The following is a 15,889-nucleotide window of genomic DNA, read 5'->3' on the forward strand; positions in this document are numbered from 1 at the left end:
CGCTTTCGAATCGCCCGATTGGCCCCTTTCCGGCTCCGGATGGAACCATTCAGGCGATTCGAACGGGCGTCACCAGGGGCTGGGCTCGTAGTCCTTGAGGAAGACGCCGTGGATGTCCTCGCCGGCCTCGCCGCGCACGATGGGGTCGTACACCCGGGCGGCGCCGTCGACCAGGTCGAGCGGGGCGTGGAAGCCCTCCTCCGCCAGTCGCACCTTCGTGTAGTGCGGGCGCTCGTCGGTGATCCAGCCGGTATCGACCGCGGTCATGAGGATGCCGTCCTTCTCCAGCATCTCTCCCGCGCTCGTGCGGGTCAGCATGTTCAGCGCGGCCTTCGCCATGTTCGTGTGCGGGTGGCCCGGGCCCTTGTAACGGCGGGAGAACTGCCCCTCCATGGCGGAGACGTTCACGACGTACTTCCGGCGCGACGACGACGCGGCCATCGACGCCCGCAGCCTGCTGATGAGCAGGAACGGCGCGGTGGTGTTGGCGAGCTGCACCTCGAGCATCTCCAGCGGATCGACCTGATCCACGGACTGCACCCAGCTGTTGACGCGGTTCACGTCCGGCACGAGGCCGCCCGCATCGATCGCCGTGCCGTCCGCGTGCTTCTCGAGCGAGGAGGAGCCGGGGGCCATCGCGAGCCGGGCGAGGTCTTCGGCCGTGAGCGCCTGTCCGCCTTGCTCCGCGACCGTGCCGCCGAGCGCCGCGACCGAGAGCAGCGGGTGCGCGTCGACCGACGCCTGCAGCGCCTGCGGGTGCGGGTCGACGGTGTGCCCGAAGGTCTCCATCTCCGGCAGCGGACCGTCCGGCAGCGGCTGGAGCTCCGCGTCGGCGAGCAGCGAGTACGCCCCGGGCGAGCGGCGGACCGTCTGCGCGGCGTTGTTGATGAGGATGTCGAGCGGGCCCTGCGCGGCGACCGAGTCGGCGAGCCCGATCACCTGGGCGGGGTCGCGGAGGTCGATGCCGACCACGCGCAGCCGGTGCAGCCAGTCGCCCGCATCCGGCAGGGCCGAGAACCGGCGCACGGCGTCCCGCGGGAACCGGGTGGTGATCGTGGTGTGCGCACCATCACGGAGGAGGCGCAGCGCGATGTGCATGCCGATCTTCGCGCGGCCGCCCGTGAGCAGGGCGCGCTTGCCGGTGAGGTCGGTGCGGGCGGTGCGCTTGCCGTGACTGAAGCGGGCGCAGTCCGGGCAGAGCTGGTGGTAGAAGGCGTCGACGAGCGTGTACGGCTGCTTGCAGATGTAGCAGTTGCGGGGCTTCAGGAGCTCGCCGGCGATGGGCGCGTCCACCACGCTCGTGGCGAGGTCGTTGCCGCGGGTCTCGTCGTCGATGCGGTCGGGGGCACCGGTGGCGGTGCGGGCGACGACGGCCTTGTCCGCCTCGGCGATCGCATCCCGGATCTCCTTGCGCCGCACGCGCTTGACCGCCTTGAACATGGCCGCGGTCGCGTGACGCACGGCCACGAAGTCGGGGTGCTCGTTGTCGATCGTGTGCAGCTCGGCGAGGACGCGCAGCGTCGTGGCGAGGTCGTCGGGGTCGATGCCGGGGCCCAGGTCGGGGGTGGCGTCGGGCGCGTCGGTCATTAGGCCGATTTTACGCGACCGTCCTGGGGGTCTCCTGCCGTGTCCGATCCCCGGCGTAGGGTCGACGCATGAGCAGCGCAGAATCCTTCCCGCATCCCGGCGTCGTCCCCTCCTACCTGCTCGCGCGCCTGGCGGAGTCGGGTCGGTTCCCGAAGGCCGCCGCCGCCGCCCGGCAGACGCTCACCGCGGGCCGCCCGCCGTTCCGCGCCCGCATCGACCTCTCGATCGACGAGAACGGCGACCTCGTCGCGCAGCTCTCGGATGCGCCGAACCGCACGATCAGCGACGCCGGCAACACGCAGCAGCTCCCGGGGGCCGTGGTCCGCACGGAAGACGACGAGCCCGTCGCCGACACCGCGGTCAACGAGGCGTTCGACGGCCTGGGCGCGACGTTCGAGATGCTGCTGTCCGCGTTCGGCCGCAACTCGCTCGACGACGCCGGCGCTCCTCTCGACGCGACCGTCCACTACGGCGTCGACTACGACAACGCCTTCTGGGACGGCGAGCGCATGGTGTTCGGCGACGGCGACGGCGAGGTGTTCCAGCACTTCACCGGCTCGCTCACCGTGATCGGGCATGAGCTCGCCCACGGCGTCGTGCAGCACACGGCGAACCTGGAGTATCAGGGCCAGCCGGGCGCACTGAACGAGTCCGTGGCCGACGTGTTCGGCGCCCTCACCGAGCAGTACGCCCTGGGGCAGTCCGCCGACAAGGCGAGCTGGCTCATCGGGGCGGAGATCTTCACGGATGCGGTGGAGGGGTCGGCCCTGCGCTCCATGATCGCGCCGGGCACGGCCTACGACGACGATGAACTCGGGAAAGACCCGCAGCCCGACCACATGAGCGGATTCGTGCGCACCACCGAGGACAACGGAGGCGTGCACATCAACTCCGGCATCCCGAACCGCGCCTTCGCCCTCTTCGCCCTCGACCTCGGCGGCAACGCCTGGGAGCGCGCCGGCATGGTCTGGTACCGGGCACTCACCGGCGGGCTGTCGAGCACCGCGACCTTCACCGCCTTCGCCGACGCCACAGTCGCCGCGGCAGCCACGGTCGATCAGGAGACCGTCGCCGCCGCTCGACGCGCGTGGACGACCGTGGGAGTCTATGAGGATGACCGAGGACCCGACGCCGCCTGACGCCCCCGTCGTCATCGCCGTCGTGCGCTCGGGAGGTCTCGCCGGCATCCGTCGCCAGTGGCGTGTGGAGGCCGAGCCGCCGGACGCCGAGGAATGGATCGGCCTCATCGACAGCTGCCCCTGGGACGACGACGTCGACACGGAGCCCGGGGCCGACCGGTTCGTGTGGAGCATCCGCGCCCGCACCCCGTCCGAGCGCCGGGAGCGGGAGCTGCCCGACTCCGCCGTGGACGGTCCGTGGCGCACCCTCGTCGACGCCGTGCGGGAGGCCGCGCGCGCGGAGTGAGCCGCGGTCGCAGAGTCGCACCCCCGTCGCAGGATGCCGCCCGATCCCTGCGACCTCGGTGGGAAACCGCGACCTCGCGCCGCCCTGGGGTGACAATGGAGACATGGGACTCTTCCAGCAGCGACCGGAGGAAGAAGAGAAGCAGTGGGGACTCCCCTCTGAGCCTCTCGAGACTTCGGCCGCAGACACGCTCGACGCCGCGCCGACGGTCGACCCGCTGACCCTCGGCCTCGACACCCCGTCCTCGGTGAGTTCCATCGTGTTCCCCGTCGCCCCGCCCGCTCCCGAGGCCGCGAGCACCGAGAACGCCGACCCCGAGGACTGACGCCCGCACGGCATCGCTGTTTCGCACTCCCGTCGCAGGTTCCGCGGGAATCCGTGCGACCGCGGCGCGAAAGGGCGTCCGCGGCCAGCGATACGGTGGACGGATGACCATCACCGCCGCCGCAGACGGCTCCGCCCTGGGCAACCCCGGCCCGAACGGCTGGGCCTGGTACATCGACGACGCGAACTGGGCGGCCGGCGGCTCCCCGCACGGCACGAACAACCAGGGCGAGCTCCGCGCCGTCCTCGAACTGCTCCGGGCGACGGCCGGCACCGACGAGAAGCTGTTGATCGAGTGCGACAGCCGCTACGTGATCGACTCCGTGACGAAGTGGATGCCGGGCTGGAAGCGCCGCGGATGGCGGAAGTCCGACGGCGGGCCCGTGCTGAACCGCGACCTCCTCGAAGGGATCGACGAGGCCCTGCGCGGTCGCGACGTCGAGTTCTCCTGGGTCAAGGGCCACGCCGGGCACCCGCTGAACGAAGCCGCCGACGAGCGCGCGAACGCCGCCGCCAAGGCCTATCAGCAGAAGCAGGAGCCGCGTCGAGGCCCCGGGTTCACCCGCGCGACCGATGCCGGAGCCGCCGTCGCCGCCTCCGCCCCTGTCGCCGCTGCCGCCGCGGAAGCCCCGGCATCCTCCGCGACGGCAGCCTCGTCCCGCACCCCGAACCCCGTCGCGGAGGCGGAGTTCGCCGCGCCGCTGTGGGCCGAGACCTCCGATCTCCTCGACGGACTCGACCTCGCGCAGGACGACCCCATCGTGCTGCAGGTGCCGCTGTCCCCCGACGAGCACGCCCGTCTCCGCGACCGCGCCGAGGCACAGGGAATCGCCTTGGAAGAAGCGCTCCGCCGCCTGATCTGACGGAGACCGCGAGGCGTACACTCGCACCATGTCGACTCCCCGCACCATCGGCTGGATCTTCCTCGGCGCCGCGCTCGTGTTCGCCGGCGTCTCCCACCTCACGGTCGCCCGCGAGGAGTTCCAGGCGCAGGTTCCGGAATCGCTGCCGCTCGATCCGGACACCACGGTGCTCGCGTCCGGCGTCGCGGAGGTCGCGCTCGGATCCGCGCTCCTCTTCACCCGTCGCCGCCGTCGCACGGTCGGCACCGTCGCCGCGCTCTTCTTCGCGGCGGTCTTCCCCGGCAACGTGGCGCAGTGGATGCATCATCGCGACGGCTTCGGCCTCGACACCGACATGAAGCGCTTCGTGCGACTGTTCTTCCAGCCGGGGCTCATCGCGCTGGCCCTGTGGTCGACGCGCGCCCCGCGCCGCTGACCCCCTCCGCCGCAGCAGGCCCTCGCGCGAGAACAGGCCCCCACGCCCACCCGCGCCTGAACCCGCGCGACGGCCTGATGCGGCGTCACCCCGGGTCGGCTCCGTAGACTCGGCGGATGGCGGAAAGGACGAGGCGACGGTGAGCAGGCGCACCGTCTTCGGCCTGCTCCGGCTCACCGCCGCCGCCGTCTGCCTCATCGCGCTGATCCACCGCCTCGCGTGGGGACTCGCGTCGAACACCATCGCGAGCCAGAACTTCTTCGCGTACCTGACGAACCAGTCGAACATCGCCTTCGTCGTCCTCCTCACCGTCGCCGGAGTCCTCGCACTGCGTCGGGCCCGCGACCCGCGGTGGCTCACGGTGGCGCTCGCCCTCGTGCTCACCTGGACCATCACGGCGGGGCTCGTGTTCGCGATCCTCGTCTGGCAGGCCGGAGTCCGGGGGATCCGCATCGACGTGCCGTGGTCGGATCAGGTGCTGCACTTCTGGCTGCCCGCAGTGACGGTCGCCGCCTGGGCCCTGGCCCCGGGACATCGGGCGGTGCCGTGGCGGGTGATCCCGGTGACGCTGGCCTACCCGGTGCTGTGGGGCGTCGCGACGCTCATCCGCGGACCGCTGATCGGCTGGTACCCGTACTACTTCCTCGACCCGCGGCAGGTGAGCGGTCCCGTCGAGTTCACCGTCTCCTGCGCGATCGCGCTGGCCACCTTCGCCACCGTGGCGACCGCGCTCGTGCTCATCAGCCGCCTGCCGGACCCGTGGGATCGCGCACCCACCGAGCCTCCGCCCGAGGAGCGTGCCCCGGCCGAGGCCGCACGCGAGACGGTTCAGGCGTAGAGCGCCAGCGACGCGAGCGCCGCCTCGACGGCCTCCGCGTCCCCGAGCTCCGCGAAGTCCCGCGCCGCCGCACCGCCCACGATCCCGACGAGCACGTTCTCGCCGGTCGAGGGGCGGAGGTTGATCCACGTGGGGATCGCGATGTCGTCGCCGACCGCGTGCCAGATCGCCTCGTCACCGTCCCAGAAGGGCTCGTCCCATCGCAGCCACACCGTCTCGACGGCACCCATGCCGAGCGCGGAGACGGCGCCGCGGTTGTCGAACGGCAGCGGCGGATCGAACTCGATGGCCTGCTCCTGCAGCACCCCGAGCGGCACCGTCAGCAGCACCCGGTCGAAGGAGAGGGCTTCCCCGGTGCCGAGGCGCACACTCACCCCGGTGTCGTCCCACGCGAGGCGCGTGACCGGCGAGCTGAGCCCGACCTTCACCCCGTCCAGGGCACTCTCGATGAACGGGGTCAGGTCGTCGCCGACTCCCTGCAGCGCTGCATCGGGAAGCGGCGGGGCGAACCAGCTCGACAGGTCGGCGGCGTCCGCACCCGTCCGTGCCGCGAGGAGCGCGAGGAGCGCGGCGGTCGCGGGGTCCTCCGGGTCGATGCCGGCCGCCACCAGGGCGTCCGCCACGGAAGAGTCCTGCGGGGCGGACTGCGCCGTGGTCACCGCGGCTTCCACGGGCTGCGGATCCACGGGGTCGACGTCACCCTCGGCCGAGCGCCACCGCGCGCCGTCGAGGTCGACGAGGTCCATGTCCCCTTCGTCGATCGTCTCGAGCAGCTCCGCGTCGGCCTCGCCGAACAGCCACGCGCCGAGCTGCACCGGAACCGGCCAGTCGTCTTCCGCGCGGGAGAGGATCCGACCGCCGACGCGGTCGCGCGCTTCGAACACCGTCACCTGCAGGCCGTCCTCCGCGAGCTGCGCGGCGGCGGTCGCCCCGGCGATCCCGGCGCCGATCACGGCCACCCGCTCGCCGTCCTCGGCGGCGACGATGAGCTCCCGCGCGGCACGGCGGCCCGAGCGCAGGGCTCCCCGGACGGTACCCGGCGCCTCGTCGTCGGTCGCCTCGCCCGCGAAGAAGAGCCGGTCGTCGACGGACTGCGCGAGCGCCGCGCGGGTCGCGGCGAGCACCCCGACAGGAGTGAAGCTCGCGGCGCCCCGGGCGAAGGGGTCGGTGGTCCAGGTGCTGCGGACGCTCCCGCTCGGGGCGGGGACGCCGGGCGGCGGCTCCGGTTCGCGCGTGCGGGTGGGGGTCGGCGTCGGTTCCGGCTCCGGGGTGCAGGAGGCGAGAAGCACCGAGACGGCACCGGCTCCGGCGCCGAGGAGCAGGGTACGGCGCGTGATCCTCATCGTGCCGCCACTTTATCCCGCTTTCGCACAGGCAGAAGCGCCGGAACAGGCGGCTCTCCACGAGAACCGCCTGTTCCGGCGCGAGTGCCTGGGTGTCAGACGGACAGCAGCTCCCGCTCCAGTCGCGCGAACGAGGCCTCCATGCCGTCGGCCATGCCGGTGGCGAGGATCATGTCGCGCGTCTCCTTGTCGGGGTACTCGATGAGCACCGTGACGAGGGTCGCGCCGTCCTCCTCGTAGAGGTTGAGGTCGTTGAGCGTCTCGGTCGGCATGCCCTGCATCCGCTCGGTGGTGACGGCGCGCTTCGGGGCGTCGATCAGCAGCGCCTCCCCCTCGAATCCGAACGGCTCACCCTCCGTGTCGCCCACGGGCGCCCAGGAGTTCCGGTACGACTGGCCGACCTCGGTCGCCGACACGCACTCGGTCATCTCCCACCCGTCCGGGCCGAGCATCCACTGCCGGATGAGGTCGGGCTCGAAGTGGGCGCGCCACACCAGCTCGCGCGGACCCTCGACGAGCCGGGTGATGCGCACGTGCGTGTCGTCCAGCAGCTCCACCCGCGTGCCCTTGCCCTGCGCGTAGTCGCGGAGGTCCTGCAGCACGGCGTCGAGCTGGGCCATGGCCATCCGGGTGCCCTCCACGGCGCCCATCGCGACGACCTGCTCGAGCGCCTCGGCGGACGCGAAGTGGCTCGTGTTGACCATGCGCGTGCCCTCGGCCGTCGGCTCGAACGTGAAGGTCATGCGCATGGAGGGGAGGTTCGCGTCCGGCGTGCCGTCCTCGTCGGCGAACGAGTCGAGCACCGTGAAGCTGCGCGGCGCGTCGATCTCCAGGAACTCCCAGGTGCCGGAGGCCTTCTCCCCGCGAGGGCCGTTCATCGTGTACACGGCTCGGCCGCCGACGGTGTGGTCCCACTGGGTGAAGGTGGCCGGCCAGCCGGGAGGACCCCAGAACCGCTCGAGCTGCTGCGGGTCGGTGTAGGCGGCCCAGACGCGCTCGACGGGCGCGGCGAGGTCGGCGACGACGGTCATGGTGAGGTTCTCGGCATCCGTGATGATGTCCGTGACAGGCATGTCAGTCTCCTTGCGATTCGTTGCGTTGACTGCTGGTGGGGTCGGTGGAGGCCGGCTTCCCCGCGGGCGGGGACGGCTCGGCCAGGAGATCGTCGAGCCGGGCGATACGCGAACGCCACAGCTCTTCGTATCGGGCGAGGAGCGCCCTGGCGCGGGCGATCATCTCGGGGTTCGCGCGGACGAGCCGCTCGCGTCCCTCGGCGCGCTTGACGATGAGGTTCGCCGCCTCCAGCACGGCCACGTGCTTCTGGACCGCGGCGAACGACATTTCGTACTCGGAGGCGAGTGTCGAGACGGACTGCTCCCGCTCGATCGTCCGGCGCAGGATGTCCCGCCGGGTCGACGTCGCCAGTGCGTGGAACACACGGTCGACCTCCGCTTCGCTCAACTCCGTTTGTGCAACCATTTGGTTGTACGTTAGACCCGCGTCGCGGGCGTGTCAAGAGTGCTTCGCGGCACTCACGCCCCAGCCCTGCCCGGCACCCACCCGGTCGCCCGCGCCCAGGCCTCCATCTCCCCCTGCGCCCGGTCGAACCAGTGGTCCTTCGCCCGCGCGTAGTCGTCGAAGTCGCGGTCGTCCCGGTGCGCGGAGGCCAGCGCGGTCTTGAGCGCCGCGTACTCGTCGCGCGCCTCCGGGTCCGCCCGCAGCCAGTCCCGGAACAGGAGGGCGTACCGCGCGTTCGACGCCTCGACGCGCCGCACATGCACGATCGCCCGCGCCCTGGCGTCCACGCTCGCGAACAGGCGTTTCGCCCACTCGTCCTGGTTGCCGCCGCACCGCGCGTTGTCGCGGGAGACGCCCGGCGCGTCCGGCACGATGCGCTGCACGTTCACGAAGCCGGCGTCCCCGAGGCGCTGCTCCGCGGCATCCGCGTCCGCGAGGTCGCGCACCCCCACCTGGAGGTCGATGATCGGTTTGGCGCGCAGCCCTGGCACGGCCGTCGAGCCGATGTGATCGACCCGCACCGGGACGCCGTCGAACGCCGAGGCGACGCGGGCGCCGAGGCGAGCGGCATCCGCCGCCCAGCGCGGCGACCACGACTCGAGGATCGGCGGCGTGTCTGGAGGGAGTCGCCGAGCCCTCCGGCGCTCCTCGACCTCCGCCGCTCGGGCGAGGAAGCGGGACAGGCCTTCCTCGTCGCCGTCCGCGAGAAGCCCGTCGCACCAGGCGGGGCCAGACACATCGCCGACGCCGAGCACGAGATGAGCCGTTGCGGAGGCGTGCGCCAGTGCAGCCGCATCGACGGGCCCGAGTCCCGTCACGACCGCATCGGGCCGCGCCGCACGCAGGCGGCGCACGACCGCGCCATGACCCTCCCCGACGACGACCAGAGCGAGGGGCGAGAACACGTCGACCCTCGGAGAGCCTTCCGAATCATCTGCAAGCGGGTGCACTGGTCGCCTCCTCGGGATTCGTCCCGCCGGAATCGGTCCTCCCGCGGCAGACGGTTCCCACAGCGTAGCCAGGCGGCCGAGCATCTCCATTCACATGAATCCACACCGGTATTCCGGGCGTAGGCTGGAGGGAAGGACGGACCGTCCGAGAAGATCTCCCGGCACCGCGCCCGCCCGGGAAGGAGCCCGAAAGTGGCTCAGTACGACGTCTCGAACCGCTCGGCGATCGTGACGGGAGCGGGCAGCGGCATCGGCCGCGCGGTCGCCCTGCTGCTGGCGCAGAACGGCGCGGCGGTGGTGGTGAACGACCTGAACGCGGAGCACGCGAACGCGGTCGTCGAGGAGATCCGCGCCGCCGGCGGCACCGCGGAGGCGTCGGTCGGCGACGCGACGGACCCGGCCTGGATCGCCTCGTCGGTCGAGCTCGCCAACTCGCTCGCTCCGCTCCGCATCGGCGTCAACAACGCCGGCATCGGCGGCGCGACGGCACCCACCGCGGACTACGAGGAAGACGCGTGGGACAAGGTGATCGCCATCAACCTCAACGCCGTGTTCCGCAACATGAAGGCGCAGATCCCGTCGATCCTCGCCAACGGCGGCGGCTCGGTCGTGAACATCGCCTCGATCCTCGGCAGCGTCGGCTTCGCAGGCTCCCCCGCCTACGTCACCGCCAAGCACGGCGTCGTCGGCATGACGAAGACCGCCGCCCTCGAGTACTCGGCGCAGGGCGTCCGCGTGAACTCGGTCGGCCCCGGCTTCATCGACACCCCGCTGCTGGCGAACATGGGCGACGAGGCGAAGGACTTCCTCGTGTCGAAGCACCCGATCGGGCGCCTCGGCCAGGCCGAGGAGGTCGCGAACCTCGTGGTGTTCCTCGCGAGCGACGCCGCGAGCTTCATCACCGGCAGCTACCACCTGGTCGACGGCGGTTACACCGCCCTCTGACGAAGAAACGGCATCCGGCTGCCGGGAACCCGAATCCCGGCGGCCGGATGCCGCGGTCGGCGATCGAGAGCCCCCGCTCCGTTCTCGCCGTAGCCGTCACCGTCCGGGAATCCGAGAGCCCTTGAAGAGGATCCCGAGGCGGTGAGGCAGGTCTGCACCCCTCCGTGATCAGGCGGACAGCGCGTGCAGTTCGCGCGATACCGCATCGAGCGCGAGCTCGGGGTCGGTGAGGTCGAGCCCGCCGGTCGAACCCGCGGCCTGCATGAGACGGGCCAGCAGCGGCCGCTGGAGGGTGACCGGTGTCTCGACGACGAAGCGGATCGGGATGGACGCGTGGATCCACAGCGTCTCGGTGCGGTCGGCGCCCGTCTGTACCGTGAGCGCGAACGGCTCGTTGCGACGCAACTTGGTGACGGTGGCCGCGCGAAGGTGGGCGAGCAGCTCGTCGTCGATCTCGATCGGCTCGGCGAGGTTCGCGTAAGTGAGGGTTCCCATGATCTTCTCCTCGTGGCAGAAAAGCTGGACGAGGATAGTTTACTAGTTTAACTAGTTAAATCAAATCGATCAGGGGAGATCGCCGAGTTCGTCGGTCAGGCGGCGCAGGAAGCGGGAGATCACGGTCGCCTCCTCTGCGGTGAACTCGCCTTCGATGGCGGCCACGCGCTGCGCCAGCTCGTCGCCCTGTCCGTGCAGATCGCGAAGGGACGGCCGGAGGACCTTGGACCGCGCATCCAGGGGGTGCGGCGCGACGACGATCTGCCCACGCTCGGACATCCGTCGCACGACGCTCGTGACGGCGGCCGTGCTGATGCCGAGGTAGGTGGCGAGTTCACGGGGAGTGACGGGCTTCTCGACGGGCGCGGTGCTGATGAAGTGCATCGCCGCACGGTCGGTATCGTTGGGTTCGCGCCGTGCGGCGAGACGGCGGTTCAACTGCGCGTCGGCGCGACGGAAGTCATCGACATCGCGCGCGAGCGCTGAGGTCGTGACGTCGGTGCTCGTGTTTCCCATGCAGAGTTCCTCCTTCCCCGAACCCCCATGGTACCTCGACAACCTGACAGTAAGGCTGTCTAGCGATATCGGGTGCGACCAGGGACTTCCGGAGGTGCGATGATGGAAACCCTGCCCCCGAAAGGATGCCATGCCCGAGCCACTGAGTCTCGAGGAGGCGTCGTACATCCGCTACGCCGATCTGCTCGCACGTCTGGAGGAACTGTTCCCCTCCGTCCCGCGACGACGGATCGAGCAGATCATCGGCGCCGAGACCGATGCGATCACGGGCGGGCTTCTGCGCATCGTCCCAGCCGAGGTCGAGACCGGCGCGATGGAGATGCTCGAGCGGGAGGCCGGTTCCAGCGACGAAGGAGAGGTCGCGTGACCGACAGCACCGGCGAGTTCCACGCCTCCGGGTACTGGTACCCCGACAGCGAGCGCGCCACCACGGTCGACGTGCTCAACATGCTGCGGCGGTACCGCAGCGCCGAGACGGCGATGCGCGCCCGCACGCGCGCGTCCATGGGGATGAACGAGACCGACCTCGTCGCCCTCCGGTTCCTGTTGCGCGAGCAGAAGGCCGGGCGCATCGTGCGGCCCATCGATCTGGCGCGCATGCTCGACATCTCCACCGCGTCGACGACCACGCTCATCGACCGGCTGGAGAAGGGCGGGCACGCCCGCCGCGAACCGCACCCGACCGACCGCCGCGCCGGGATCGTCGTGCCCACTGTCAGCAGCGACGACGAGGTGCGCGCGACACTCGGTGCGATGCACCGTCGGATGCTCTCCCTCGTGGACGACCTCTCCGATGAGGAGCGTGTGGTCGTCATGCGGTTCCTCGTCGGGATGACCGCCGCGATCCAGGAGGCCGCCGAGGCGGACGCCGTGCACGGTGGCGCCGACCTCGTGGACGAGCCGGCCTAGTCCGACGCTTTCCGCGGACGACGCGTGTCCAGGAAGCCCGCGACCATGTCGTGACGGCGACGCTCCGGGGCGCAAGCCCGTACCGCATGTCGGCCCCGGGATCTACGCTCGGAGCATGAGCGAGCTCACCCAGCCCACCGGTCGCGAAGACGCCCTGCGGGCGGTCCCCCGCGACGACGGCTCCGCGCCCCGCGCCCTCGTGCTCGGCGCCACCGGATACATCGGCGGCCGTCTGACCCCGCGTCTGCTGAACGCCGGCTACCGGGTCCGGGTCCTCGCGCGGGACGCCGTCCGCGCCGCCTCCTTCGGCTGGGGCGAGGAGTGCGAGATCGTCGAGGGGTCCGCCGACGACGAGCACGCCGTGGCCTCCGCGATGGACGAGGTCGATGTCGTGTACTACCTCATCCACTCCATGTCGGCCGGCAAGGGTTTCGAGGAGAGCGACGAGCGCGCGGCGACCACCGTCGCCACCGCGGCCGCCCGGGCCGGGGTGCGGCGGATCGTGTATCTCGGCGGCCTGCATCCAGACGACGTGAAGCTCTCCCCGCACCTGCGCTCCCGGGTCCACGTCGGCGAGATCTTCCTGGAGTCCGGGGTACCCACCCTCGTCCTGCAGGCGGGCGTGGTGATCGGCTCCGGGTCGGCGTCCTTCGAGATGATCCGACACCTCACCGATGTGCTGCCCTACATGCCGGCGCCGAAGTGGGTGCGCAACCGCATCCAGCCCATCGCCGTGCGCGACGTGCTGCACTACCTGCTCGGTGCGGCACGGGTCGACGACCGGGTGAATCGCGCGGTCGACATCGGCGGCCCGGACGTGCTGCGCTACGGCCAGATGATGAACGGGTACGCGGTGGAGGCCGGACTGCGGCAGCGCGCCATCGCGGCCCTTCCGGTGCTGACCCCAGAGCTCGCCTCGCACTGGGTGAACCTCGTGACGCCGGTGCCGCGCTCCATCGCCCGGCCCCTCGTCGCCTCGCTGCAGAACGAGTGCATCATGAAGGACCACGCCGTCGACGCGCTCATCCCGCGGCCCGAGGGCGGACTCACGCCGTATCGCCGCTCCGTGGCGCTGGCCCTCGGCCGGGTGGACGCGGACGCCGTGGAGACGAGCTGGCAGGACGCCGAGGTGACCGGCGCCCCGAGCGACCCGCTGCCGAGCGACCCGGACTGGGCCGGACGCACCGTGTTCACGGACAAGCGCTCCGTCGCGACCCGCGCGTCCGTCGCGGAGCTGTGGCGCGTCATCCTCGGGATCGGCGGCGAAAACGGGTGGTACTCGTCGCCGCTGCTCTGGGCGGTCCGGGGACTCATGGACCGCGTGGTCGGCGGCGTGGGGCTCCGCCGCGGACGCCGCAGCCGCACCGCCGCCCGGGTCGGGGATGCGATCGACTTCTGGCGCGTCGAGGCGGTCGATCAGACCGAGGACGGCCATCTGCTGCGGCTCCGCGCCGAGATGAAGGTGCCGGGCGAGGCGTGGCTGGAACTGCGCGCGGTGCCCGAAGGCGACGGTGCCCGCTACGAGCAGCGTGCCGTGTTCTTCCCCCGCGGGCTCCTCGGCCGGCTGTACTGGCTCGCCGTGCTGCCCTTCCACGGGCTCATCTTCTCCGGCATGGCCGCCCGGATCACCGCGGCCGCCGAGACAGGCGACCACGCCGCTTCAGGCGTCCTCCGTGAGGGAGTGCCTGACCCGGCGTGAGCGCCTGAGCTCTCGCGTTCAGTCCTTGTCGGCAGGGGCGTCCATCGCGGCATCGACGGCGGCGTCCACCTCGGCCGGCGGGATGATGTCGATCGCCTCGGTCGCGGCCTCGTACACCTCGGCGAGGGTGTCATCGACAGTGTCCTCGTCGATCCAGGCGAGGTCGTCCTCCGAGTGGTCGTACTCGACGGGCACGAGGGCGAAGTCGTCGCCGTACTCCTCGAGCCCGGCCATGACGCTGTGGCGGACGGCGGCCCGGGCGTAGCGGTCGCGCAGGATCAGCGGATCGCGTCGCAGGTCCTTCATGAACGCGATCATCATGAACGTCATGATGATCGCGAACGGCAGCGCCGCGATGATCGTGGCGTTCTGCAGCGACTGCAGTCCGCTGCCCTCGGCGCCGCTGACGAGCAGCACCGCCGCGATCACACCGACCAGCACACCCCAGACCACCGCGACCCAGCGGGACGGCTCCGGGCGGCCCTGCTGGGACAGCGTGCCCATGACGAGCGAGGCCGAGTCGGCGCCCGTGATGAAGAAGATCGCGATGAGGAGGATGAGGACGATGCTGGTGATGAGCGGGAACGGCAGGTTCTCCAACACCCCGAACAGCACCTCCTCCGGCGGGTCGACGGTGAGCCCTGCGCCGTCCATCTGCTGCTGGATCGCCGTGGTCCCGAAGATCGCGAACCACACGAGCGAGATGGCGGACGGCACCACGATGACGACCGACACGAACTGACGGAGGGTGCGTCCGCGGGAGATCTTCGCGATGAACATGCCGACGAACGGCGACCAGGAGATCCACCACGCCCAGTAGAAGATCGTCCAGCTCGACAGGAAGGCCTGCGCGGCCTCGCCCTGCGATGCGGAGCGGCCGATCATGGTCGGCAGATCGCCGAGGAACTGCACGGCGACCGACGGGATCACATTGAGGATCAGCAGCGTCGGACCGACGAAGAACACGAAGAACGCGAGCAGGATCGCGACGACGGCGTTGATGTTCGACAGCGCCCGGATGCCCTTGGAGACGCCGGAGACAGCGGAGGCGATGAAGCACGCCGTGAGCACCGCGATCACCGCGATGAGGATGCCGTTGCCGAGCGGGCCGATGCCGCTGACGAGCTCGACACCGTGGCCGATCTGCAGCGCCCCGAGACCGAGGGAGGCGGCCGTGCCGAACAGCGTCACGATGATGGAGAAGATGTCGATCGTGCGGCCGACCGGGCCCGTCGTGCGGTTCTCGCCGAGCAGCGGGGCGAAGATCGAGGAGATCAGCGGCGTGCGCCCGCGGCGGTAGGCGCCGTAGGCGATGGCGCCACCGACGAGCGCGTAGAACGCCCAGGCCTGCGGACCCCAGTGGTAGAGCACCTGGGCCTGCGCCGTGTGCATGGCCTCGAGGGTGTTCGCCTCGACGGTGCCCGGTGGCGGGTTCTCGAAGAACGTCAGCGGCTCGGCGGCGCCCCAGAACACCAGGCCGATGCCCATGCCCGCCGCGAAGAGCATGGAGATCCACGAGAACATCGAGAACTCGGGCTCCTCGTCGTCGCGGCCGAGCGGGATGCGCCCGTACTTGCTGAAGCCGACGAACAGCATGAATACGAGGATGATCGTGGCGATCGTCGTGAAGAAGAAGCCGAAGTACTCGACCACCCAGGCGAGGACCGTGCTCGTGGTGCCGGCGAGGTTGTCCCCCGCGAACACGCCCCACGCGATGAAGGCGAGGGCGAAGGCGGCGGCGACGCCGAAGACGAGCGGATCGGTGCGGTAGGTGCGTCCCGTCTCCTCGACCGACACCCCGGGAACCAGCGCCGGGTGCACGCTGCGCGGCGGGACCGTCGTGATGTCGCGGACGATCTTGCGCGCCGTCTCGGAGGCCTTCGCGGCTTGGCGGTGCGTCCCGGTCACGACGGCGTCGGTGCGCGGACGGGTCGGGGATCCTGCGGAGCGTTCGGTGGGCTTCTCGTCAGGCGTGTCCATGAGAGACCATCTTTCCACCTGCGCGGGCTCAGGCGAACGCGGCAGATCAGGCGCTCCCGCGCAGGAGCGCCTGATTCCGCGC

18 protein-coding genes are annotated in these 15,889 nt (G+C 71.0%); 10 read left to right on the forward strand and 8 right to left on the reverse strand.

Features of this window, described 5'->3' with window-relative positions:
* Window positions 1–69: 69 nt before the first annotated feature.
* Window positions 70–1,587, reverse strand: coding sequence for an SDR family oxidoreductase (locus B2W79_RS14260; protein WP_071327866.1), 1,518 nt, complete (start codon window positions 1,585–1,587; stop codon window positions 70–72).
* 68 nt (window positions 1,588–1,655) lie between these two features.
* On the opposite strand from B2W79_RS14260, the gene B2W79_RS14265 reads away from it, so the two are divergent.
* From B2W79_RS14265 to B2W79_RS14290, 6 genes are all read left to right on the forward strand, one after another.
* Window positions 1,656–2,726, forward strand: a complete 1,071-nt coding sequence (locus tag B2W79_RS14265; protein WP_071327867.1) for a M4 family metallopeptidase — start codon at window positions 1,656–1,658, stop codon at window positions 2,724–2,726.
* A complete protein-coding gene (locus tag B2W79_RS14270) occupies window positions 2,701–3,012 on the forward strand; it encodes a protealysin inhibitor emfourin (protein ID WP_071327868.1) in 312 nt (103 codons plus the stop codon). The genes B2W79_RS14265 and B2W79_RS14270 overlap by 26 nt, the downstream gene beginning before the upstream one ends.
* A gap of 103 nt (window positions 3,013–3,115) precedes the next feature.
* Complete coding sequence (locus B2W79_RS14275; protein ID WP_060923029.1) at window positions 3,116–3,337, forward strand: hypothetical protein; 222 nt, start codon at window positions 3,116–3,118, stop codon at window positions 3,335–3,337.
* Window positions 3,338–3,440: 103 nt separating this feature from the next.
* Window positions 3,441–4,199 carry a ribonuclease H family protein gene (locus B2W79_RS14280; RefSeq protein WP_071327870.1) on the forward strand — a complete coding sequence of 253 codons (759 nt, stop codon included), beginning with the start codon at window positions 3,441–3,443 and terminating at the stop codon, window positions 4,197–4,199.
* A 28-nt stretch (window positions 4,200–4,227) separates the two neighbouring features.
* Window positions 4,228–4,614: a DoxX family protein gene (locus tag B2W79_RS14285; protein ID WP_292790439.1), complete on the forward strand. Its 387-nt coding sequence runs from the start codon at window positions 4,228–4,230 to the stop codon at window positions 4,612–4,614.
* A 139-nt stretch (window positions 4,615–4,753) separates the two neighbouring features.
* Window positions 4,754–5,452 carry a Pr6Pr family membrane protein gene (locus tag B2W79_RS14290; protein ID WP_292790442.1) on the forward strand — a complete coding sequence of 233 codons (699 nt, stop codon included), beginning with the start codon at window positions 4,754–4,756 and terminating at the stop codon, window positions 5,450–5,452.
* Here the strand turns inward: B2W79_RS14290 and B2W79_RS14295 are convergent.
* From B2W79_RS14295 to B2W79_RS14310, 4 genes are all read right to left on the reverse strand, one after another.
* Window positions 5,443–6,795 (reverse strand): flavin monoamine oxidase family protein, encoded by a 1,353-nt coding sequence (locus B2W79_RS14295; protein ID WP_292790445.1) that lies wholly within the window; start codon window positions 6,793–6,795, stop codon window positions 5,443–5,445. The two genes, B2W79_RS14290 and B2W79_RS14295, sit on opposite strands and share 10 nt — an antisense overlap.
* 95 nt (window positions 6,796–6,890) lie before the next feature.
* Window positions 6,891–7,868, reverse strand: a complete 978-nt coding sequence (locus tag B2W79_RS14300) for an SRPBCC family protein (RefSeq protein ID WP_292790448.1) — start codon at window positions 7,866–7,868, stop codon at window positions 6,891–6,893.
* A 1-nt stretch (window position 7,869) separates the two neighbouring features.
* Window positions 7,870–8,274, reverse strand: coding sequence for an ArsR/SmtB family transcription factor (locus B2W79_RS14305; protein ID WP_060921761.1), 405 nt, complete (start codon window positions 8,272–8,274; stop codon window positions 7,870–7,872).
* A gap of 53 nt (window positions 8,275–8,327) precedes the next feature.
* Window positions 8,328–9,218: a GrpB family protein gene (locus B2W79_RS14310; protein WP_256209355.1), complete on the reverse strand. Its 891-nt coding sequence runs from the start codon at window positions 9,216–9,218 to the stop codon at window positions 8,328–8,330.
* A gap of 237 nt (window positions 9,219–9,455) precedes the next feature.
* Between B2W79_RS14310 and B2W79_RS14315 the strand changes: the two genes are divergently transcribed.
* The gene (locus tag B2W79_RS14315; RefSeq protein ID WP_062633228.1) at window positions 9,456–10,208 is read left to right on the forward strand and encodes an SDR family NAD(P)-dependent oxidoreductase; all 753 of its coding nucleotides are present in this window, start codon (window positions 9,456–9,458) and stop codon (window positions 10,206–10,208) included.
* Between the two features lie 168 nt (window positions 10,209–10,376).
* Here the strand turns inward: B2W79_RS14315 and B2W79_RS14320 are convergent, their stop codons facing one another.
* Both B2W79_RS14320 and B2W79_RS14325 read right to left on the reverse strand, forming a co-directional pair.
* Window positions 10,377–10,703 (reverse strand): hypothetical protein, encoded by a 327-nt coding sequence (locus B2W79_RS14320; protein ID WP_071327876.1) that lies wholly within the window; start codon window positions 10,701–10,703, stop codon window positions 10,377–10,379.
* 69 nt (window positions 10,704–10,772) lie between these two features.
* Window positions 10,773–11,219, reverse strand: coding sequence for a MarR family winged helix-turn-helix transcriptional regulator (locus B2W79_RS14325; protein WP_071327877.1), 447 nt, complete (start codon window positions 11,217–11,219; stop codon window positions 10,773–10,775).
* A 130-nt stretch (window positions 11,220–11,349) separates the two neighbouring features.
* On the opposite strand from B2W79_RS14325, the gene B2W79_RS14330 reads away from it, so the two are divergent.
* The 3 genes from B2W79_RS14330 (at window position 11,350) to B2W79_RS14340 (ending at window position 13,827) form a co-directional block, all read left to right on the forward strand.
* The gene (locus B2W79_RS14330) at window positions 11,350–11,586 is read left to right on the forward strand and encodes a hypothetical protein (protein ID WP_071327878.1); all 237 of its coding nucleotides are present in this window, start codon (window positions 11,350–11,352) and stop codon (window positions 11,584–11,586) included.
* Window positions 11,583–12,128 (forward strand): MarR family winged helix-turn-helix transcriptional regulator, encoded by a 546-nt coding sequence (locus B2W79_RS14335; protein ID WP_292790458.1) that lies wholly within the window; start codon window positions 11,583–11,585, stop codon window positions 12,126–12,128. The genes B2W79_RS14330 and B2W79_RS14335 overlap by 4 nt, the downstream gene beginning before the upstream one ends.
* Window positions 12,129–12,243: 115 nt before the next feature.
* Window positions 12,244–13,827: an SDR family oxidoreductase gene (locus B2W79_RS14340; protein WP_292790461.1), complete on the forward strand. Its 1,584-nt coding sequence runs from the start codon at window positions 12,244–12,246 to the stop codon at window positions 13,825–13,827.
* An 18-nt stretch (window positions 13,828–13,845) separates the two neighbouring features.
* On the opposite strand, the gene B2W79_RS14345 is transcribed toward B2W79_RS14340, so the two are convergent.
* Window positions 13,846–15,807 (reverse strand): BCCT family transporter, encoded by a 1,962-nt coding sequence (locus B2W79_RS14345; RefSeq protein ID WP_071327881.1) that lies wholly within the window; start codon window positions 15,805–15,807, stop codon window positions 13,846–13,848.
* Between the last annotated feature and the right edge of the window lie 82 nt (window positions 15,808–15,889).

The organism is Microbacterium sp. UBA7513, from assembly GCF_002478345.1.
Classification (GTDB): Bacteria; Actinomycetota; Actinomycetes; order Actinomycetales; family Microbacteriaceae; genus Microbacterium.